Source organism: Pseudomonas sp. B414, assembly GCF_055408445.1.
Genome location: NZ_JBUZTQ010000040.1, coordinates 1 through 21,689, shown reverse-complemented (window position 1 = coordinate 21,689; position 21,689 = coordinate 1). Strand labels below are relative to the sequence as shown.

The following is a 21,689-nucleotide window of genomic DNA, read 5'->3' as shown; positions in this document are numbered from 1 at the left end:
TATAGCGTGAACCCACAGCCACTGCACAGGAGAACGGTATGCCTGTGAGCGTGTGGAAAGCTGAAATGATGGAACGCTAACAAGCTGAAAAAGGAAGGTATGTAGGATGGATCTTAAATTTTGTCTGAATTGTCGTTAATTCAGGATGGCGCTTGAGGGCGCGTGCGGCAGGGCGATGCGGAACAAAAGCGCTACAACGCTGTTTCAAGCGGTGCTGCGCTCTTGTGCCTAGCGTGTCTTATCTGCTCGGGGTAAGGATCGTATCCTTCGCCTCTGGCAGCATCCCTGGATAGTCCAGCGTGTAGTGCAGCCCCCGTGATTCCTTGCGTTCCATGGCAGACCTGATCATCAGTTCGGCTACCTGAGCAAGGTTCCTCAATTCAATCAGGTCTCTGCTCACTTTATAGTTGCTGTAGAACTCGTCGATTTCGTCCAGCAACAAACGCACCCGGTGTTGCGCCCGTTGCAGGCGCTTGTTGGTGCGTACGATGCCCACGTAGTCCCACATAAAGCGCCGCAGCTCATCCCAGTTGTGGGCGATGATCACGTCCTCATCGGAGTCGGTCACCTGGCTGGCATCCCAGCTCGGCAGGGCCATGGGCGCGGCAACCTCGGCTGATTGGGCGAGAATGTCGGCCGCTGCCGACTTGGCGTACACGAAGCATTCGAGCAACGAGTTGCTGGCCATGCGGTTGGCACCGTGCAGGCCGGTGAAGCTGGTTTCGCCGATGGCGTATAGCCCCGGCACATCGGTATGGCCATGTTCGTCGACCATCACCCCGCCGCAGGTGTAATGCGCCGCAGGCACCACCGGGATCGCCTGTTTGGTGATGTCGATGCCGAATGCCAGGCAGCGCTCATAAACAGTCGGGAAGTGGGCCTTGATAAAGGTCTCGGACTCGTGACTGATATCCAGGTACACGCAATCGATACCCAGGCGCTTCATTTCATGGTCGATGGCCCGTGCGACGATATCCCGTGGCGCCAGTTCGTCCCGCGGATCGAAGCGATGCATAAAGCGCTCGCCGTTGGGCAGCTTGAGGTGGGCGCCTTCGCCCCGCAGGGCTTCGGTGATCAGAAAACTTTTGGCTTGGGGGTGATACAGGCAGGTGGGGTGGAACTGGTTGAACTCCAGATTGGCAACGCGACAGCCCGAACGCCAGGCCATGGCAATGCCATCACCGCAGGCGCCGTCCGGGTTGCTGGTATAGAGGTATACCTTGGCTGCGCCACCGGTGGCCAGGATCGTGAAGCGCGAGCCAAAGGTGTCCACTTCGCCCGTGGCACGATCAAGCACGTAGGCCCCCAGGCAGCGGTCGCCTTCAAGACCCAGGCGACGTTCGGTAATCAGGTCGACGGCAACGCGCTGTTCGAGCAGTTCGATGTTGGGGCGCTGGCGCGCCTGTTCGAGCAATGTCTTGAAAATCGCGGCGCCCGTGGCGTCGGCCGCATGGATAATGCGCCGGTGGCTGTGGCCGCCTTCACGGGTCAGGTGGAATTCAAAGCCGGGCTGTTCGGGGTCGACGCTGTCATCGCGGGTGAAGGGGACGCCCTGATCGATCAGCCACTGGATGGCTTCGCGACTGTGCTCGACGGTAAAGCGTACCGCGTCTTCATGGCACAGCCCGCCACCGGCATTGAGGGTGTCTTCGACATGGGACTGCACCGTGTCGGTGTCATCCAGGACGGCGGCGACGCCACCCTGGGCCCAGAACGTCGAACCATTGGCCAGATCGCCCTTGCTAAGCACTGCAATACGCATATGGCTGGGTAACGTGAGCGCAAGGCTCAAACCGGCAGCGCCGCTGCCAATCACCAGCACATCATGTTGAAAATGTTGGCTCATTCTTCTGACATCCGCAAAAAGCGCCCTCTAGTATATAGAGGGGGGGATCGGCACAATGGCCGGGCCTTTATGGCATTGTGAAATTACAGCGGGCACGAAGTGTGCCTCAGACTCGATGGGTCTGCATGTGGATTTGCACAATTAATCTGCAAGGTAGGGCAGTGCTCTGGAATGACGCGAGTTCTGGTACGCTTTCGTGGTACTGCAGGGCTTGTTTCGTACGAAGTTTTTGAACTTTTCGTACGGCCAGGGGTTCCATAGTGGGCTGCCCTTGATGCAGGGGAACGGCGTCCAGATTGTTGCGGGGTTTGTTTTTTCGACCCGACAGCGGAATTTGACGACAAGATTATTGACGCAGCCGGCCAGGCCCGAGCTGCGTTTTCGTGTGTGCCAAATCCGGGCACGCAGGAAACTTGCCAGGGGGGAGAGAACTTTTGTGTAAAGCCCGAGTCTATGTTTGCAAGCCTGATCAATTAGCAAAGCAATCTTCCTCCCGGTCTTATGAGGAGTATTCATGCTAGCCCAGGAAGAGGATCAGCAGCTGGTCGAGCGCGTACAGCGTGGCGACAAGCGCGCATTCGATCTGCTGGTGTTGAAGTATCAACACAAAATTCTCGGGTTGATCGTGCGTTTCGTGCACGACACCCATGAAGCCCAGGACGTTGCCCAAGAGGCCTTTATCAAGGCGTACCGGGCACTCGGTAATTTTCGCGGAGACAGCGCCTTTTATACATGGCTGTACCGCATCGCCATCAACACGGCGAAAAATTACCTGGTGTCACGGGGTCGACGTCCGCCTGACAGTGATGTGAGCTCGGAAGATGCCGAGTTTTACGATGGTGATCATGGCCTCAAGGATCTTGAATCGCCGGAGCGCGCTTTGCTCCGCGACGAGATCGAGGGCACCGTTCATCGCACTATTCAGCTACTGCCAGAAGATTTGCGTACGGCGTTAACTTTACGTGAATTTGATGGTCTGAGTTATGAGGACATTGCGAGCGTCATGCAGTGTCCGGTGGGTACCGTGCGCTCCCGGATTTTCCGCGCTCGGGAAGCCATAGATAAAGCCCTGCAGCCGTTGTTGCAGGAAAACTGAGACAGCGGCGACAGCCAAGAGAGGAACCGCCATGAGTCGTGAAGCCCTGCAGGAATCGCTGTCCGCAGTGATGGATAACGAAGCGGACGAACTGGAACTACGTCGGGTATTGAATGCCTTTGACGACACACAAACACGTGACACCTGGTCCCGTTATCAGGTGGCCCGTGCAGTGATGCACAAGGACCTGTTGATTCCGCGCCTGGACATCGCATCTGCCGTTTCGGCCGCGCTGGCCGAAGAACAAACCCCGGCCAAAGTTGTACGTGGCCCGTGGCGCAGCATCGGTCGTCTGGCCGTAGCCGCTTCAGTTACTGTCGCAGTTCTGGCAGGTGTAAGGCTGTACAACCAGGACGATATCGTCGGTAACCAGCTTGCCCAGCAAAATCCTGCGCAAAGCCTGAGTGCCCCGATGGCAAAAGGCCCGGCAGTACTGGCCAACTATAGCGAAAGCTCCGACCAGGCTACCGGTCCCATGGCCAACGGTGTTCTGCAAGGTCAGCCAGGCTGGCAGGATCAGCGCTTGCCAGGCTACCTGCGCCAGCATGCACAGCAAGCCGCATTGAAAGGGGCTGAAAGCCCTCTGCCATACGCTCGTGCCGCCAGCCTGGAAAACCGTTAAGGACCATCATGCGCGTCCTACCCTTGCTACCTCTTCTGCTCAGTGGCTGGTTTGTCGTACCCGCTCACGCCGATGAAGCCCAGGACTGGCTCAAACGTCTTGGGCAGGCCGAGCAACAGCACAGCTATCAAGGTACTTTCGTTTACGAGCGTAACGGTAGTTTTTCTACCCACAGCATCTGGCACCTGGTGCAGGACGGCAAGGTTCGTGAGCGTTTGCTACAACTGGATGGCACCGCCAAAGAGGTGGTTCGATCGGACGGGCGCACGGAATGTGTCACTGGCAAGCTGGCTTCGGGGTTGGGCGATGTCACCGCTGTCGCGGCCAGGCAGTTTGATCCCCAGAAGCTCAATGACTGGTATTCCGTGACCAAGGAAGGCGACTCAAGAGTTGCCGGCCGGCCGGTAGCCGTGATTTCACTGGCGCCTCGCGACCAGCATCGCTACGGGTTCGAACTGTATCTGGATCGTGAAACCGGTTTGCCTCTCAAGTCATTGCTGCTTAATGACAAGGGGCAGCTGCTTGAGCGCTATCAATTTACCAGCCTTGTAACATCGCCTCCTGATGAAAGTCAGCTCAAGCCTGTTGGCCAGTGCCGTCAGGTAAGCCTGGCTGACGCGGCAACTGCGCAGACGCACACGACCCATCCATGGCATTCCGACTGGCTGCCACCCGGTTTCGAGCAGGTCAGCAGCACTGTGCTGCGTGATCCCCGTACCAAGTCTGAAGTCACCAGCCTGCTGTATGACGACGGTTTGACCCGTTTCTCGGTCTTTATCGAGCCATTGCAGGGCGCCGCAGTTCCTGATGCCCGCGTGCAGTTGGGGCCTACCGCTGCAGTCACACGTCACCTGAGCACTCCCCAGGGAGACATGATGGCGACGGTTGTCGGCGAAATACCGCTGGGCACCGCAGAACGGATTGCTCTCTCAATGCGCGTCGGCAAAGACGACACTCAGGCCAAACAATAGGGTTGCTCCGACATGGCGGGTGACAAATTTCGAATTGCCATTTTTTTATCTTTTTATGAAGGTCAGTGCCCTGAAAGGCACTGGCCTTGTTTGTTTTCCGGGGCCTGAAAAACGGTCTATGCTTTTGACTTGTTTTTAAGTGCCTGTCGCTTAACTCTGCTGTTATTAACGGGAGCTGTATGTCGATGCCTCGATTGAAATCTTATTTACCCATTTTTGCAGCCGTGCTGATGCTCGGGCAGGCAGTGCCGGTGATGGCTGAAGCGCAGTTGCCTGACTTCACCCAATTGGTTGAGCAGGCCTCGCCTGCCGTGGTGAATATCAGTACCACGCAAAAGCTGCCGGAGCGCCGTGTTTCAAGTATGGGCCAAATGCCCGATCTGGAAGGCTTGCCGCCTGGCCTGCGCGACTTCTTTGAACGCAGCCTGCCACCAGCACCGGGTGGCAAGGGTGGTCGTCAGCGTGAAGCCCAGTCTTTGGGCTCGGGTTTTATCATCTCTCCCGATGGTTACATCCTGACCAACAATCACGTGGTTGCAGACGCGGATGAAATCATCGTGCGCCTGTCCGATCGCAGCGAAATGAAAGCCAAACTGGTGGGTACTGACCCGCGTTCCGACGTGGCCTTGCTGAAAATCGAAGGCAAAGGCCTGCCAGTGCTGAAGCTGGGTAAGTCGCAGGACCTCAAGGCCGGTCAGTGGGTCGTTGCCATCGGTTCGCCGTTTGGCTTTGACCACACTGTGACCCAGGGCATCATCAGCGCCATTGGCCGCAGCCTGCCAAATGAAAGCTACGTGCCGTTTATCCAGACTGACGTGCCGATCAACCCGGGCAACTCCGGTGGTCCGCTGTTCAACCTGGCGGGTGAAGTAGTGGGGATCAACTCGCAGATCTACACCCGTTCGGGTGGCTTTATGGGCGTGTCCTTCGCCATCCCTATCGATGTGGCGATGGACGTTGCCAATCAGCTCAAGGCGGGCGGCAAGGTCAGCCGTGGCTGGTTGGGCGTCGTGATCCAGGAGGTCAACAAAGACCTGGCCGAGTCGTTTGGCCTGGACAAGCCTGCCGGTGCGCTGGTGGCCCAGGTACTGGATAACGGCCCGGCGGCCAAAGGTGGCCTGCAAGTGGGTGACGTGATTCTGAGCATGAATGGTCAGCCGATCGTCATGTCGGCAGATTTGCCGCACCTGGTTGGCGCGCTCAAGGCCGGCAGCAAGGCAAACCTTGAAGTGATCCGCAACGGTAAGCGCCAAAACCTGGAGCTGACCGTAGGTGCCATCCCGGATGACGCGAAAGACATCGCTTCCGGCAGCGGCGCCGAGCAAAGCAGCAATCGTCTGGGCGTGTCCGTGGCGGACCTGAGCGAAGAGCAGAAGAAAGCCAACGACATCAAGGGCGGCGTGATCATCACTGACGTGCAGGATGGTCCTGCGGCCTTGATCGGTCTGCAGCCTGGGGACGTTATTACTCACTTGAACAATCAGGCCATTAACAATGGCAAGGAGTTCACCGAGATCGCCAAGGCGTTGCCGAAGAATCGTTCGGTATCGATGCGAGTTCTGCGTCAGGGGCGTGCCAGCTTTATTACCTTCAAGCTGGCTGAGTAAGTTGCCTGAACACTGACCTGCATTGGGTTGGGCAGGGTGGGAGCGGGCTTGCTCGCGATAGCAGCAGCGCGGTTTAACTGAAACCCGCGGTGTCTGCTTCGCGAGCAGGCCCGCTCCCACAAGCTCATAAAATGCAGTTACAAAAAAGCCCGTATCGAGAGATACGGGCTTTTTTTTATTTCTTTGCTTTGGGGATACGTACCAACTGCGTGTTGGAATACATGTCATGCCAGGTGCGTTTTTGCTTGTCGAAAATCGACCAGAAAAACCCCAGCCCCAGGCACAGCCAGGAGCCAATGGAGACAATAAAACGCAGCAAGGCTTGCCACAGGCTGATGGCCGTACCATCCGCGTTCTGCACGCGCACCCCCCAGACCTGCATGCCCAGGGTCTGCCCCGAGTGGGTCCAGAACTTGGCAAAGAAACCGAACAGGACAAAAAACAGGATGGTGGAGAGCAGCGGGTCGCCATCCAGGGCGCCTGCTTCTGACAGCTCGCGCATTTTCGCTTCGCCGATAAAGCTCATCATGATCAGCTTGTAGATAAAGGTGGTGACGATCAGCAGGGCGGTACACAGCAGAAAGTCGTAGAACATGGCTGCCAGGCGGCGCCCCAGGCCAACGGCGGGAAAATCGCCTTGAGGGCTAAGTGGTTGTTTCGACATGGCAGGGTCTCGTAAAGGAAAAAAGCCATCTTACGGAATAATGGCCACAAAAAAGCCTCTGATGTCACCATCAGAGGCTTTTGTGTACGAGTTTTAAGCTTCTGCTTGAACTTCGTCAGCCTGCAGGCCTTTTTGGCCCTGAACCGAGATAAAGGTCACTTTCTGGCCTTCTTTCAGGCTTTTGAAGCCATTGCCCTGGATGGCGCGGAAGTGCACAAACAGGTCCGGGCCGCTTTCCGGGGTAATAAAACCAAACCCTTTCTCATCGTTAAACCACTTGACGGTACCGCTCTGACGTTGGGACATTTCTTAATTCCTTGACGCTAACAATTAATGACAGCCTCTTTCACATGAAAGAGTACTGGTGCTGGGTTGCAGGAAAGTAAGAGACGCAGAACGGGTGTAGCAAAACTTAGAGCTACTGCCCAGGTCACGGTTCCAGCGACCCATGCAAACACAGTGGGCAAACTTTACAAAAGCAGGCAGCAGGCTGCAAGAGGCAAGTTGCAGGTTAAAAGCCGATCGGCTTTATCTTGTAACTTGCCGCTTGTTGCTTATAACGTTCTGTTTAACCTCTGTAATAACGTTGTGGGACAAACGGCATCTTCGACACTTTCATCGGTACGCGTTTACCCCGCACGATGGCCCAGACTTCGCTATCCACCGGCGTGAATGCGATATCCAGATAGCCCATTGCCAGAGGTGCGCCCAGCGTCGGGCCAAAACCACCGCTGCATACACTGCCGATGACCGTGCCATTGGCATCAACGATTTCAGCACCTTCACGCACCGGCGTACGCTCCTGGGGCAGCAGGCCCACACGCTTGCGCGCCACGCCATTTTGCTGCTGGGCAAAGATACGCTCGGCACCCGGGAAACCACCGGCACGCGGGCCGTCAGCGCGACGGGCCTTGGAGATGGCCCAGAGCAGGCTGGCTTCGATAGGCGTGGTGGTGTCGTTCATGTCATGGCCGTACAGGCATAGCCCGGCCTCCAGGCGCAGTGAATCCCGTGCGCCCAGGCCGATGGCCTGCACTTCGGGCTCAGCCAGCAGGCGACGGGCCAACTCTTCGGCGCGTTCGGCCGGTACTGAAATTTCGAAGCCGTCTTCGCCGGTATAACCCGAGCGGCTGACGTAGCAGTCCGCGCCCAGCAAGGTCACCGGGGCAAATTGCATAAAGGTCATGTTCGCCACTTCTGGCGCCAGGCGTTGCAGTACGTTGACCGCTGCCGGGCCTTGCAGGGCGAGCAGGGCGCGCTCTTCAAACAGCGGCTGGATCTGGCAGTGGGCGCTCAGGTGCTTGCGCAGATGGGCCAGGTCCTGATCCTTGCAGGCGGCGTTGACCACCAGAAACAGTTCGTCATTGCCCAGGTTGGCGACCATCAGGTCATCGAGGATACCGCCCTGTTCGTTGGTGAACATGGCATAGCGCTGCATGCCCACCGGCAGATCGATGATGTCGACCGGCACCAGGGCTTCCAGGGCCTTGGCCGCGTCAGCGCCAGTGAGGCGGATCTGGCCCATATGCGATACATCGAACAACCCGGCCTGTTCACGGGTGTGCTGGTGTTCTTTCATCACCCCCAGCGGGTACTGCACGGGCATGTCGTAGCCGGCAAACGGCACCATGCGGGCGCCGAGTTCAAGGTGCAGTGCATGCAGCGGGGTTTGAAGCAGTTGTTCGGTGGACATTCGAGACTCCTTGAAAATCAGCACTCAATAATGTTGACGGCCAGACCGCCGCGGGCGGTCTCTTTGTATTTGCTTTTCATGTCGGCGCCGGTCTGGCGCATGGTGCGGATCACCTTGTCCAGCGAGACAAAGTGCTGGCCATCACCGCGCAAAGCCATGCGCACTGCGTTGATCGCCTTGACCGAGCCCATTGCATTGCGTTCGATGCACGGCACCTGGACCAGGCCGCCGATCGGATCGCAGGTCAGGCCCAGGTTGTGCTCCATGCCGATTTCGGCAGCGTTTTCGACTTGCTGAACGCTGCCGCCCAGCACTTCACACAACGCGCCCGCTGCCATGGAGCAGGCCACGCCGACCTCGCCCTGACAGCCGACTTCGGCCCCTGAAATCGAGGCGTTTTCTTTGTACAGAATGCCGATGGCGGCGGCGGTCAATAGAAACCGCACCACGCCGTCTTCATTGGCGCCGCCGATAAAGCGCATGTAGTAATGCAGCACAGCCGGGATGATCCCCGCCGCGCCGTTGGTGGGGGCCGTGACCACGCGCCCGCCGTTGGCGTTTTCTTCATTGACGGCCAGGGCGTACAGGTTGACCCAGTCGAGTACCGACAGCGCATCGCGCAACGCGGCCTCCGGGTTGGCACAGAGCTGGCGGTGCAATGCCGGAGCACGGCGCTTGACCTTCAGACCACCGGGCAAGATGCCTTCGTTGCGACAGCCAGCGCTGACGCAGTCCTGCATCACTTGCCAGATTTTCAGCAGGCCGCTGCGGGTCTCGGCTTCGGGGCGCCAGGCGCTTTCGTTGGCCATCATCACTTCACTGATCGACAGATGATGGGTGACGCATTGGCGCAACAAGTCCTTGGCGGTTTTGAAGGGGTACTTCAGTGCGGTGCTGTCTTCGACAATACGGTCAGCGCCCGCAGCGCCTTCATCCACCACAAAACCGCCACCGATCGAGTAGTACTCGCGGCTGCGGATCTGAATGCCGGCAGCATCCAGCGCCCGGAAAATCATGCCGTTGGGGTGGTAGGGCAGGGGTTTGCGAATCATCGCCAGATGCGATTTTTCGATGAAATCAATGGGGTGTTCGCCCAGCAGGTTCAGGCGCCCGCTGCTGCGGATCGCGGCCAGGCGTTCGGCCACGGTTTCGGTGTTGACGGTGTCCGGGTGCTCGCCTTCAAGCCCCAGCAATACGGCCTTGTCGCTGCCGTGGCCTTTGCCGGTAGCACCGAGGGAGCCATAGAGTTCAACTTTTACGCAGGCTGTTGGTTGCAGCAGCTCATCACGGCGCAGACCTTCGACAAAACGCGCAGCCGCGCGCATAGGGCCGACGGTATGGGAACTGGAGGGACCGATGCCAATCTTGAACAGGTCGAACACGCTTAAAGACATAGGGTTCTCCGGTTTCTTATTGTGTAGTGCAACTTCGATCCCTGTGGGAGCTGGCTTGCCTGCGATAGCATCACTGCAGTTAGCCTATGACTCTGCGGTGATGCTATCGCGGGCAAGCCCGGCTCCCACAGGGGCCGGGTTGTATCAGTCAGATCACGCGTAGCTCTCGATCGACGGGCACGCGCAGATCAGGTTGCGGTCGCCGAATACGTTGTCGACGCGACCGACCGGTGGCCAGTACTTGCCTTCGATCAGGCTTGCTACCGGGTACACCGCCTGTTCGCGGCTGTACGGGTGGGTCCACTCGCCGACCATTTCAGCAGCAGTGTGCGGCGCGTTTTTCAGCGGATTGTCTTCCTTGTCCAGGCCGCCGCTTTCAACTTCGCGGATTTCTTCGCGGATGCAGATCATGGCCTCGCAGAAACGATCCAGTTCTTCCTTGGATTCGCTTTCGGTCGGCTCGATCATCAGCGTGCCCGCTACCGGGAACGACATGGTCGGGGCGTGGAAGCCGAAATCGATCAGGCGCTTGGCCACGTCATCGACGCTGATTCCGCTGGTTTCCTTGAGCGGACGCAGGTCGAGGATGCATTCGTGGGCCACCAGGCCGTTGCTGCCCGAGTACAGCACCGGGTAGTGCTCTTCCAGGCGACGGGCAATGTAGTTGGCGTTGAGGATCGCCAGTTGCGAGGCACGCTTGAGGCCTTCACCGCCCATCATGCGGATGTACATCCAGGTGATCGGCAAGATGCTGGCGCTACCAAACGGTGCTGCGCAGACCGCGCCTTCTTTGCGCTCCATGGCCGCGTGACCCGGCAGGAACGGCGTAAGGTGGGATTTGACGCCAATCGGGCCAACGCCCGGGCCGCCACCGCCGTGGGGGATGCAGAAGGTTTTGTGCAGGTTCAGGTGCGATACGTCGCCGCCGAACTTGCCCGGTGCGCACAGGCCTACCATGGCGTTCATATTGGCGCCGTCGATATACACCTGGCCGCCATTGTCATGAATGATGCCGCAGATTTCGCGGATGCCTTCTTCGAACACGCCGTGGGTCGACGGGTAAGTGATCATCAGTGCAGCGAGGTGATCGCGGTGCTCGATGGCCTTGGCGCGCAGGTCTTCAATATCGACGTTGCCCCGTGCGTCACAGGCCGTTACCACCACGCGCATCCCGGCCATATTGGCGGTTGCCGGGTTGGTGCCGTGGGCCGAGGACGGGATCAGGCAGATATCGCGGCGTTCGTCGCCACGGCTGTGGTGATAGGCGCGAATGGCCAGCAGACCGGCGTACTCGCCCTGGGACCCTGCGTTCGGTTGCAGGGAAATAGCGTCGTAACCGGTGGCCGCGCAGAGCATGGCCTCCAGCTCTGTGGTCAGTTGCTGATAGCCCTGGCTTTGCTCGGCTGGAGCGAAGGGGTGCAGGTTGCCGAACTCGGCCCAGGTGACCGGGATCATTTCGCTGGCAGCGTTGAGCTTCATGGTGCACGAGCCCAGCGGGATCATGGTGCGGTCCAGTGCCAGGTCCTTGTCGGCCAGGCGGCGCAGGTAGCGCATCAGCTCGGTTTCTGAGTGGTAGCGGTTGAACACCGGGTGGCTGAGGATCGGCGACTGGCGCAGCAAGGCCTCTGGCAGGGTGCCGGTGACGGTCTTGGCCAGGGCCTCGAAGTCAGGCAGGGCCTGGCCATCGGTGGCGAGCAGGGCCCACAGGGCGACCACATCGGACTGGCTGCTGGTTTCATCCAGCGACAGGCCCAGACGCTGGGCATCGATCACTCGCAGGTTGATGCTCTGCCCATGGGCCTTGGCGTGCAGGGCGGCGGTGTTATTGCCGGTGTTGAGGGTCAGGGTGTCGAAGAACTGTTCTTGCTCGACCTTCAGCCCCAGTGCGCTCAGGCCCTGGGCCAGGATCGCGGTCAACTGGTGAATGCGTTGGGCAATTTGGGTCAGGCCTTTGGGGCCGTGGTACACGGCGTACATGCTGGCGATGTTGGCCAGCAGTACCTGGGCGGTACAGATGTTGCTCGTGGCCTTCTCGCGGCGGATATGCTGCTCGCGGGTTTGCATGGCCAGACGCAGTGCCGGTTTGCCATGACGGTCAACCGAAACACCGACCAGACGGCCCGGCATGTCGCGTTTGAACGCGTCACGGGTGGCGAAGTAGGCCGCGTGCGGGCCACCAAAGCCCAGTGGCACGCCAAAACGCTGGGCGCTACCGATCGCCACGTCAGCGCCGAACTCGCCTGGCGGGGTCAGCAGGGTCAGGGCCAGCAGGTCGGCGGCAACGGCTACCAGTGCGTTGGCGGTGTGGAAACGCTCTACCAGTGCGCGGTAGTCAAACACGTCGCCATTACTGGCCGGGTATTGCAGCAGGGCGCCGAAGAAGGCCGACACGTCAGTCAGTTCGCGTTCGTCAGCGACCACCACTTCAATGCCCAGCGGCTCGGCACGGGTGCGCAGCACGTCGAGGGTTTGCGGGTGGCAGTGGCTGGACGCAAAGAAGCGGTGGCTGGTTTTGTTCTTGCTCAGGCGTTTGCAGAAGGTCATGGCTTCGGCAGCGGCGGTGGCTTCGTCGAGCAACGAAGCGTTGGCAATCGGCAGGCCGCTCAGGTCGCTGATCAGGGTCTGGAAGTTGAGCAGGGCTTCGAGGCGGCCCTGGGAGATTTCCGGCTGATAGGGCGTGTAGGCGGTGTACCAGGCCGGGTTTTCCAGGAGGTTGCGCAGGATCGGCGAAGGCGTGTGGCAGTTGTAGTAGCCCTGGCCGATATAGGTTTTGCACAGTTGGTTTTTGGCGGCGATGGCCTTGATCGAGGCCAGTGCATCGGCTTCGCTTTGTCCGGCAGGCAGGTTGAGCACGCTGGTGCCCTTGATGCTTTCCGGGATCACACTGGCGCTCAGGCCTTCGAGGGAGTCAAAACCGAGGGTGGCAAGCATTGCCTGCTCATCGGCCTGGCGCGGGCCGATATGACGCGCGATAAATTCATTGGCGGTGCTGAGATTGATAGTCATGGCTGGGTCTCAGTTATCGTCTTGGGCTTTGATCAGGCGGTCGTAGGCGTCCTGATCGAGCAGTTGGCCTACAGCGTTGGCATCGGCGGGCTTGAAGCGGAAGAACCAGCCCTCGCCCAGCGGGTCTTCGTTGACCAGTTCCGGGCTGCTGTCGAGTGCCGGGTTTACTTCGATCACTTCACCGTCCAGGGGCATGTACACGCCGCTGGCCGCCTTGACCGACTCGACGGTGGCGGCTTCTGCGCCCTTGTCGTAGGACTGCAGCTCGGGCAGTTGCACAAACACCACGTCACCCAGAGCGTTTTGCGCAAACGCGGTAATGCCCACTGTTACGCTGCCGTCGGCTTCGGTGCGCAGCCATTCGTGGTCTTCTGTAAAACGCAATTCGCTCATGGAAACTCCTCAAGGCCAGACATGTCTGGTGGTCACAGGTAAATGCTCGTGCAGATCGAGCTTATGTGGAGTTCATTGCAAGATGATTGCCAGTTTATAAATATTCTTATTTATCAATGGCTTGTGAGTTTATCGAGAGTGTTTGAAAAACACGGCTGTAGCGAAATCGATACAGCCTGAAGGCCATAAAAAAATCCAAGGGGATCAAAGCCTTGCGCAGCTGCGGCTGAGGGGGCGTGTATCGATATCGCTCCACTGGAATGATAGCGATACAGCAGGGCGTGAGACTCTGTGGGAGAGGGCTTGCCCGCGATGGCATCAACACGGTCAAGCAGTGAAACCACGGTGCCTGCATCGCGAGCAAGCCCGCTCCCACAGAAGGGGAAGGAGAGGGCGGTCAGGTCTTGCCCGGTATACCGTATTTGCGCAGACGGTGGGCAATGGCGGTGTGACTGGTTTGCAGGCGGTTGGCCAACTGACGGGTGGAAGGGTAGCTGACGTAGAGCTTCTCCAGCAGCGCTTTTTCGAAGGTTTCGACAGCATGCTCCAGGGTTTCGATTTCGCCGTCGCTTTGCCGTGCCACCGAGGTTCCGGCTATGTCCAGGTCGCCAATGTCCACCAGCGAGCCCTCACAGATGGCTGCTGCGCGAAAGATCACGTTCTGCAACTGGCGTACGTTGCCGGGCCAGCGGTTGCCCAGCAGGGCCGGGTAGGTACCCGGCGCCAGGCGACACGCCGGGCGCTGGATCTGGGTGCAGGCCTGCTGCATAAAGGCGCGGGCCAGCAGCAAAATATCCTGGCCTCGTTCACGCAACGGCGGGACTTCGATATTGAGTACGTTGAGGCGGTAGAACAGGTCTTCGCGAAAGGTGCCCTCGTTGACCATTTTTTCCAGATTGCGGTGGGTGGCACTGAGGATCCGCACATTGACCTTGACCTCACGCTCGCCGCCCACCCGGCGGAAGCTGCCGTCATTGAGAAAACGCAGCAGCTTGGCTTGCAGGTAGGGTGACATTTCGGCGATTTCGTCGAGGAACACGGTGCCGTGGTTGGCCAGTTCCATCAGCCCCGGTTTGCCGCCGCGCTGGGCGCCGGTAAAGGCGCCGGGGGCATAGCCGAACAGTTCGCTTTCCGCCAGGTTCTCCGGTAGCGCGGCACAGTTGAGCGCCAGAAACGGCGCGGCAAACCGGTCGCTGATGGCATGGCAGGCGCGGGCCACCAGTTCCTTGCCGGTGCCGGTCTCGCCCTGGATCAACAAGGGCGCGTCCAGCGCTGCCACACGCTGTGCGCGGGCCTTGAGAGTGCGTATGGCAGGGGATTCGCCGAGCAGGGCATCGAAGCCTTCTGCGTGGTCGTGGTGCAGTGCGGCGAGGCGTTCGCCGATCCTGCTCGGCTGGTACAGGGTGAGCAGGGCTCCGGCATTGGTGATCGGTGTGGCATCGAGCATCAACGGATGGCCGTTGAGGGTGACTTCGCGCAGTGGCAGGCGAAAGCCGTTTTCCAGCAACACGTCGAGCAGACCGGGGTCGGTGAACAGCTCGCCGATGCTTTCACCGGTCGGTTCATGGCCGTAGAGCGCCACTAGCGCAGGGTTGGCCAGCAGCACATGGCCTTCGCTGTCCAGCGCCAGTACCGGGTCGGTCATGGCGGCGAGCAGGGCATCGAGCTGCAAATGGCGGCGCTGGCCGGGGAGGATGTCTACTACGGTTACGCTCTGCACACCGTGGACGCCAAACAGCGCTTCGCGCAGCTCGTCGAGCACTTGCGGGCTGAGGGTCGGGGCGTCGATATAAACGTTGGGCGGGACCATCTCCACCGCATCCAGATTAAGGTTACGCCCGCCCAGCAATGCCAGGACTTCCTGGGTGATGCCGACACGGTCGATAAAACTGACATGGATACGCATGGGTAAGGCAAACACTTCTGGCCAGCGGGGATGGCCAGTATGCCTTGGCGAGTGGGGCAAGGCCAAAGATGAAACCGTAGCAGCCTCGTTCCTTCGGCAGCTACGGGAAATTGCCCAGTACACGCGTACGTAACAGGACCGGAGCGAAGGCTGTACGATGGGCTTGGCCTCACTGCTGATATGTACTCGCAATTCCAGTTAGAACCCCCGAGTACATATCCATTCGATGTATCACGGCTTTCTACGGGTTCCGCCCTTACGGCGGCTCACTTTTGTCAAACAGCCACAAAAGTAAGCAAAAAGGCCTTGCCCTACCATACGGCCGCCTCGCCTGGGCTCGACGGTTCCCTCACTCCGGCACTGTTATGGGGGCACGCCGCGATGGGCCATCCATGGCCCATCGCGGCTGGCGCGGCGTCCTGCCGCGCCACCCCCATAACAGCACCTGCGTTCGGCCTTCTGTGATGGGCATTCGCGTTGTCTGAACAATCGCATTACAAAAGCAAAAGCAAAAGCAAAAGCAATCTTGGACAGATACACGTACTACCTCCAATCAGGCCGGCCGGTCGGCCGCCTCGGCGGCTCTTGATCTACTGCCCTCCGGGAGGCCGAGTGGAGGTTCTGTGGAGTGGGGCGACCGGCATGGATGCCGGGAGAGCCGCGATGGGCCATGGATGGCCCGTGGCGGCGTGCCCACGGAGCAGGACCGGAGCGAGGGAACCTGAGCGCAGCGAAGGCCGTACGATGGGGCAAGGCCTTTTTGGGTACTTGTGTGGCTGTTTGACAAAAGTGCCTCGCTGTAAAAGCGAAACCAATATTTCAGTTATATAAAAATGCCGGATATGTACTCATTGAGCCAGTTAAATACAGAGCCCTACACAAAAAGGTCATAGCGAATTGACCCTGGCATTGCGCTTGCGCGATGAGGGTCAAGACGGTATCTACGGGTTAATCGGGTTAATCAAGATGCTCAGGTTTGATCGGGTCGCCGGGCTTGTGGTTGAGCTGGGCCAGGACGTCGGCAAACATCTTGTCGTAGTACCCGTGCATCGAACGGATGTCAGCGGTTTTCGGGATGCCGTGTTTGACGGCAAGCCGGAATGCGTCATGGGCAAAGTTGTAGGCCATGTCCTTGGGCAGCGTGAAGGTCTCCTTGAAGTCCTTTTGGTTGATCTGCCCGTGCATGTCGAACTGCATCGACTTGCCTTCCTTGGGATCCTGAACGACCTGGTAATCGATCTTGATGTCATACCCGAAATCGCCTGGTTGCAGCGGTTCGCGGTGGATATGCAGGTGACCGGGTTCGAACGAGGCCATAGGGTGACTCCTTGAGCTATGGGAAAAGGGCAGACCCCAGGGCCTGCCCCGAGGTTCAGAAGTAGGTGATACCTGGTTTTTCGGTGCTGACCCGAGTACCGGCCTTACCTTGAACGATTGCTTCGATATCCGCCAGTGCGCCGATCACTGCGGTTTTGCCGGTTTTACGGGCAAACTCGCAAGCCGCTTCGACTTTTGGCCCCATTGAGCCTGAGGCGAAACCGAGCTTTTCCAGTTCGTCAGGGTGGGCCTGGGCGATGCCTTTCTGGGTTGGCTTGCCCCAGTCGATAAAGGCGGCATTAACGTCGGTGGCGATCACCAACAGATCGCTGTCCAGCTGCTGGGCCAGCAGGGAGGAGGCCAGATCCTTGTCGATCACCGCTTCGATGCCGCGCAGCTTGCCATCTTCGCCATACATGGTGGGGATGCCGCCACCGCCCGCGCAAATCACGATGGTGCCTTTTTCCAGCAGCCATTTGATCGGGCGGATCTCGAAGATGCGCTTGGGTTTCGGGCTGGCGACCACACGGCGGAACTTGTCGCCGTCCGGGGCGATGCTCCAGCCTTTTTCTGCGGCCAGGCTCTTGGCTTCGGTTTCGGTATACACCGGGCCAATGGGTTTGGTCGGGTTCTGGAATGCCGGGTCTTTGGGGTCGACTTCCACCTGGGTCAGCAGGGTGGCGAAAGGCATTTCGGACGGCAGCAGGTTGCCCAGTTCCTGTTCGATCATGTAGCCGATCATGCCCTCGGTTTCAGCTCCGAGCACGTCCAGCGGGTAGGGGGCGACTGCGGTATAAGCGGCGGCTTGCAGTGACAGCAGACCGACCTGGGGGCCGTTACCGTGGGCCACGACCAGCTCGTTGCCGTGGGCAATGCGAGCGATTTGGGCGGTGGCGGTCTGGATGTTTTCGCGCTGGTTCTCGGCGGTCATGGGCTGGCCGCGACGCAAGAGGGCGTTACCGCCCAGTGCAACGACGATACGCATAGAAGATGTCCTTATAGAAGTGTAGGAGCGCCTTATATGGGAGCGAGCCTGCTCGCTCCCACAGTAGATGTGTGTTCACACATCTACTGTGGGCCAGGCTTAGATATCGGCCAGGGCCGCTACCAGGATCGCCTTGATGGTGTGCATGCGGTTTTCAGCTTGCTCGAAAGCAATGTTGACCGGGGACTCAAACACTTCTTCGGTCACTTCAATACCGTTTTTCAGGTTTGGATGGTGCTCGGCCACATCCTTGCCGACCTTGGTTTCACAGTTGTGGAACGCAGGCAGACAGTGCATGAACTTCACACGAGGGTTTTCAGCCGCTTTGATCATGTCGCTGTTGACCTGGTAAGGCAGCAGCAGCTTGATACGGTCGTTCCAGGCTTCAACCGGCTCGCCCATCGATACCCAGACGTCGGTGTGGATAAAGTCCACGCCTTTGACTGCGGCTTTCGGGTCTTCGGTCAGGGTGATTTTGGCACCGCTTTCCTTGGCGAATTCCTGGCATTGTTTAACGAACGACTCTTCTGGCCACAGGCTTTTTGGTGCGGCAATACGCACGTCCATGCCCAGTTTGGCGCCGATCAGCAGCAGCGAGTTACCCATGTTGTTGCGGGCATCGCCCAGGTACGCGTAGCTGATGTTATGCAGCGGCTTGTCGCTGTGCTCGCGCATGGTCAGCACGTCGGCGATCATTTGCGTCGGGTGGAATTCAGCGGTCAGGCCGTTGAATACCGGTACGCCAGCGTACTTGGCCAGTTCTTCGACGATGGCTTGTTCAAAACCACGGTACTCGATGGCGTCAAACATGCGGCCCAGAACGCGGGCGGTGTCTTTCATGCTTTCTTTGTGGCCGATCTGCGAAGAAACCGGGTCGATGTAAGTCACGTGGGCGCCCTGGTCGTGGGCCGCCACTTCAAACGCGCAACGGGTGCGGGTCGAAGTTTTTTCGAAGATCAGCGCAATGTTTTTGCCTTTCAAGTGCGGCTCTTCAGTACCGGTGTACTTGGCGCGCTTGAGATCGCGGGACAGATCCAGCAGATAGTGCAGCTCACGTGGAGTGTGGTGCACAAGGCTCAGCAAGCTGCGGTTTTTCATGTTAAACGCCATGGGGATCTCCTGGGTTTGTCGATAACCGGCTTGCGCCGCCCCTTATGGGGGTCGGCGCAAGCAATCATTTGAGTGAATTAATAGTCGATTGGGTCGCGAATGATCGGGCAGGTCATGCAGTGACCGCCGCCACGGCCGCGGCCAAGCTCCGATGCGCTGATGGTGATGACTTCAACGCCAGCCTTGCGCAGCAAGGTGTTGGTGTAGGTGTTGCGGTCGTAGCCGATCACCACGCCAGGTTCCAGCGCCACCACGTTGTTGCCGTCGTCCCACTGTTCGCGTTCTGCCGCGAAGGAGTTGCCGCCGGTTTCGACGACGCGCAGTTTTTTCAGGCCCAGGGCGTGTGCCACAACTTCGAGGAAGCTGCCTTCTTCGCGTCGTACATCGATGCCGCCTTGTTTCTTGTCATCCGGATACAGGGAGAAGGCAACAATCTGTTTCACCACTTCAGGGAAGATGGTGACCAGGTCGCGGTCGCAGAAGCTGAACACGGTGTCCAGGTGCATCGCGGCGCGGGAGCGCGGCATGCCGGCCACGATGATGCGTTCTACTGCCTTGTTCTTGAACAGGTTCAGCGCCAGTTGGCCGATGGCCTGACGCGAAGTGCGTTCGCCCATACCGATCAGTACCACACCGTTGCCTACCGGCATCACGTCGCCGCCTTCAAGGCTGGCGTTGCCGTGGTCGACTGTCGGGTCGCCGTACCAGATCTGGAATTCGGCGTTGGTGAACTCGGGGTGGAACTTGTAGATCGCCGTGGTCAGCAGGGTTTCCTGACGACGTGCTGGCCAGTACATCGGGTTCAGTGTCACACCACCGTAGATCCAGCAGGTGGTGTCACGGGTGAACTGGGTGTTGGGCAGCGGTGGCAGGATAAAGCTGGTGTGACCGAGGAAGTCACGGAACATCTGGATGGTCTTGCCACCGAAGCTGTCCGGCAGATCGTCAGCCGACACGCCGCCGATCAGGTATTCGGCCGCCTGGCGTGGTTCAAGGCTCTTGATCCAGGCTTTGACTTCGTTGACCAGGCCCACACCCACCTGATTGGGGGTCACTTTGTGGTCCAGGATCCAGTCCAGTGCTTCCGGAATGGCAACAATGTCGGTCAGCAGGTTGTGCATTTCCAGCACATCGATGCCGCGATCGCGCATCTTGGTAACGAAGTCAAAGTGGTCACGCTTGGCCTGGTTGACCCACAGCACATCATCGAACAGCAGTTCATCACAGTTGCTTGGGGTCAGGCGCTGGTGAGCCAGGCCTGGGGAACACACCATAACCTTATGCAGCTTACCGGCTTCGGAATGCACGCCGTATTTCACTTTTTCCGTGGTCATTACAGTCATCCTCCAAAGTACAAAAACAGGTTGTTACAGGGTCAGGAAACCGTCGTAGAGACCATAGGCAGCCACCAGGGCGCCGATCACGACTGCGGCAAAAATCACTTTCTCGATATTGGTGAAAACCGGCTGGCCACTTTCACGCTTGGCCTTGGCGAACAGAATCGCGCCAGGTGCGTACAGCAGGGCCGAGAGCAGCAGGTACTTGAGGCCGCCGGCATAGATCAGCCAGATGGCGTAGATGAGTGCGATACCACCGATGATCAGGTCTTTCTTGCGCTCTGCCAGGGCGTTCTCGTAAGTCTCGGCACGCACCGCCAGGAGGAAGCCGTAAGCCGCCGACCAGAGGTAAGGCACCAGGATCATCGAGGTCGCCAGGTAGATCAGCGACAGATAAGTACTGGCCGAGAACAGGGTGATGATCAGGAACAGTTGCACCATGGCGTTGGTCAGCCACAGGGCGTTGACCGGTACATGGTTGGCGTTTTCCTTTTTCAGGAAGGCCGGCATGGTGTGGTCCTTGGCCGCAGCGAACATGATCTCGGCGCACAGCAGGACCCAGGACAGCAGGGCACCCAGCAGCGAGATGATCAAGCCAACGCTGATCAGTACTGCACCCCAGTGACCGACCACATGCTCAAGCACGGCCGCCATCGAAGGGTTCTGCAGTTTCGCCAGTTCAGGCTGAGTCATGATGCCCAGCGACAGCACGTTCACCAGTACCAGCAACAGCAGTACGGTGATAAAGCCGATCACGGTGGCCCGACCCACGTCCGAACGTTTTTCGGCACGGGAAGAGAAGATGCTGGCGCCTTCGATACCGATAAACACCCAGACGGTGACCAGCATCATGTTACGCACCTGGTCCATCACGCTGCCCAGATCCGGGTTTTTCACCCCCCAGATGTCACTGGTAAAGATGTCCAGCTTGAACGCGAAGATGGCAATCAGGATAAACAGCACCAGCGGTACGACCTTGGCAACGGTGGTTACCAGGTTGATGAACGCTGCTTCCTTAATCCCGCGCAGTACCAGGAAATGTACGGCCCAGAGCAGGATCGAGGCACCGATGATGGCGGCGGGGGTGTTGCCTTCGCCGAAGATCGGGAAGAAGTAACCCAAGGTACTGAACAGCAGTACGAAGTAACCGACGTTACCCAGCCAGGCACTGATCCAGTACCCCCAGGCGGACGAGAAACCCATGTAATCGCCGAAGCCAGCCTTGGCGTAGGCATAGACGCCGCCGTCGAGGTCAGGTTTGCGGTTGGCGAGGGTTTGGAACACAAAAGCGAGGGTCAGCATACCGACTGCAGTGATGGCCCAACCGATCAGGATTGCACCCACATCGGCACTGGCGGCCATGTTTTGCGGCAATGAAAAAATACCGCCGCCAATCATTGAACCGACTACCAGAGCAACCAACGCACCCAGTCGCAGTTTTCCAGGGGTATCAGACATTTGTAGTAACTCCAGTCCAGGAGAAGTGAGGCTTCAAAGTTAAGTCCATTGATATTCAAGCCATTTGACATAGATCAGGGCATTACTACATTCCATTGTTGATAGAGCGGGGAAGGTCGCGATGACGTATTTTTATGACGCTTCCTGAAAGCCTCACTCCAGAGGGGTTGTCAGGGATTAATACGTGGCGGCCGCGAAAACTGAGTGCAACACCTGACCTTTCCGGTACGGTGCTGCCCCTATGTCCTATTCCGAACTCAGCGTTGAAGAGCGCGCGATCATTC

Annotated in this window: 17 protein-coding genes; 4 read left to right on the top strand and 13 right to left on the bottom strand. The window is 58.7% G+C overall.

All coding sequences use genetic code 11. The annotated features are described in order from the left end of the window. Window positions 1-238: 238 nt before the first annotated feature. Window positions 239-1,846, bottom strand: a complete 1,608-nt coding sequence (gene nadB, locus ACZRMH_RS22610) for an L-aspartate oxidase (RefSeq protein ID WP_464015347.1) — start codon at window positions 1,844-1,846, stop codon at window positions 239-241. Between the two features lie 514 nt (window positions 1,847-2,360). On the opposite strand from nadB, the gene rpoE reads away from it, so the two are divergent. The 4 genes from rpoE (at window position 2,361) to ACZRMH_RS22590 (ending at window position 6,142) form a co-directional block, all read left to right on the top strand. Then, window positions 2,361-2,942 carry an RNA polymerase sigma factor RpoE gene (gene rpoE, locus ACZRMH_RS22605; RefSeq protein ID WP_016782046.1) on the top strand — a complete coding sequence of 194 codons (582 nt, stop codon included), beginning with the start codon at window positions 2,361-2,363 and terminating at the stop codon, window positions 2,940-2,942. A 31-nt stretch (window positions 2,943-2,973) separates the two neighbouring features. Then, window positions 2,974-3,564, top strand: coding sequence for a sigma-E factor negative regulatory protein (locus ACZRMH_RS22600; protein WP_464015346.1), 591 nt, complete (start codon window positions 2,974-2,976; stop codon window positions 3,562-3,564). An 8-nt stretch (window positions 3,565-3,572) separates the two neighbouring features. Then, complete coding sequence (locus tag ACZRMH_RS22595; RefSeq protein ID WP_464015345.1) at window positions 3,573-4,535, top strand: MucB/RseB C-terminal domain-containing protein; 963 nt, start codon at window positions 3,573-3,575, stop codon at window positions 4,533-4,535. Window positions 4,536-4,714: 179 nt separating this feature from the next. Beyond that, complete coding sequence (locus ACZRMH_RS22590; protein ID WP_464015344.1) at window positions 4,715-6,142, top strand: DegQ family serine endoprotease; 1,428 nt, start codon at window positions 4,715-4,717, stop codon at window positions 6,140-6,142. Window positions 6,143-6,317: 175 nt separating this feature from the next. Here ACZRMH_RS22590 and ACZRMH_RS22585 read toward each other — a convergent pair whose 3' ends face one another. The 12 genes from ACZRMH_RS22585 to arcD all read right to left on the bottom strand — a co-directional run bounded on the left by ACZRMH_RS22585 (window position 6,318) and on the right by arcD (window position 21,405). Further along, window positions 6,318-6,806, bottom strand: a complete 489-nt coding sequence (locus ACZRMH_RS22585; RefSeq protein ID WP_464015343.1) for an RDD family protein — start codon at window positions 6,804-6,806, stop codon at window positions 6,318-6,320. A 93-nt stretch (window positions 6,807-6,899) separates the two neighbouring features. Next, window positions 6,900-7,112 carry a cold-shock protein gene (locus ACZRMH_RS22580; protein ID WP_016782052.1) on the bottom strand — a complete coding sequence of 71 codons (213 nt, stop codon included), beginning with the start codon at window positions 7,110-7,112 and terminating at the stop codon, window positions 6,900-6,902. 262 nt (window positions 7,113-7,374) lie between these two features. Further along, entirely contained in the window at window positions 7,375-8,499 is a 1,125-nt protein-coding gene (gene gcvT, locus ACZRMH_RS22575) for a glycine cleavage system aminomethyltransferase GcvT (RefSeq protein ID WP_464015342.1), read from the bottom strand. A gap of 17 nt (window positions 8,500-8,516) precedes the next feature. After that, window positions 8,517-9,893 carry an L-serine ammonia-lyase gene (locus ACZRMH_RS22570; protein WP_464015341.1) on the bottom strand — a complete coding sequence of 459 codons (1,377 nt, stop codon included), beginning with the start codon at window positions 9,891-9,893 and terminating at the stop codon, window positions 8,517-8,519. Between the two features lie 153 nt (window positions 9,894-10,046). Further along, window positions 10,047-12,899 (bottom strand): aminomethyl-transferring glycine dehydrogenase, encoded by a 2,853-nt coding sequence (gene gcvP, locus ACZRMH_RS22565; RefSeq protein WP_464015340.1) that lies wholly within the window; start codon window positions 12,897-12,899, stop codon window positions 10,047-10,049. A gap of 9 nt (window positions 12,900-12,908) precedes the next feature. After that, window positions 12,909-13,292, bottom strand: a complete 384-nt coding sequence (gcvH, locus tag ACZRMH_RS22560) for a glycine cleavage system protein GcvH (RefSeq protein WP_464015339.1) — start codon at window positions 13,290-13,292, stop codon at window positions 12,909-12,911. Between the two features lie 397 nt (window positions 13,293-13,689). Continuing rightward, window positions 13,690-15,198 (bottom strand): sigma-54-dependent transcriptional regulator, encoded by a 1,509-nt coding sequence (locus ACZRMH_RS22555; protein ID WP_464015338.1) that lies wholly within the window; start codon window positions 15,196-15,198, stop codon window positions 13,690-13,692. Between the two features lie 957 nt (window positions 15,199-16,155). After that, window positions 16,156-16,515 (bottom strand): DUF5064 family protein, encoded by a 360-nt coding sequence (locus ACZRMH_RS22550; RefSeq protein WP_464015337.1) that lies wholly within the window; start codon window positions 16,513-16,515, stop codon window positions 16,156-16,158. A gap of 55 nt (window positions 16,516-16,570) precedes the next feature. Next, complete coding sequence (gene arcC, locus ACZRMH_RS22545; protein ID WP_464015336.1) at window positions 16,571-17,500, bottom strand: carbamate kinase; 930 nt, start codon at window positions 17,498-17,500, stop codon at window positions 16,571-16,573. A gap of 99 nt (window positions 17,501-17,599) precedes the next feature. Beyond that, window positions 17,600-18,610, bottom strand: a complete 1,011-nt coding sequence (locus ACZRMH_RS22540) for an ornithine carbamoyltransferase (RefSeq protein ID WP_463996648.1) — start codon at window positions 18,608-18,610, stop codon at window positions 17,600-17,602. Between the two features lie 77 nt (window positions 18,611-18,687). Then, window positions 18,688-19,944, bottom strand: a complete 1,257-nt coding sequence (gene arcA, locus ACZRMH_RS22535) for an arginine deiminase (RefSeq protein WP_464015335.1) — start codon at window positions 19,942-19,944, stop codon at window positions 18,688-18,690. 33 nt (window positions 19,945-19,977) lie between these two features. Next, window positions 19,978-21,405, bottom strand: coding sequence for an arginine-ornithine antiporter (arcD, locus tag ACZRMH_RS22530; protein WP_261739377.1), 1,428 nt, complete (start codon window positions 21,403-21,405; stop codon window positions 19,978-19,980). Window positions 21,406-21,689: the final 284 nt, after the last annotated feature.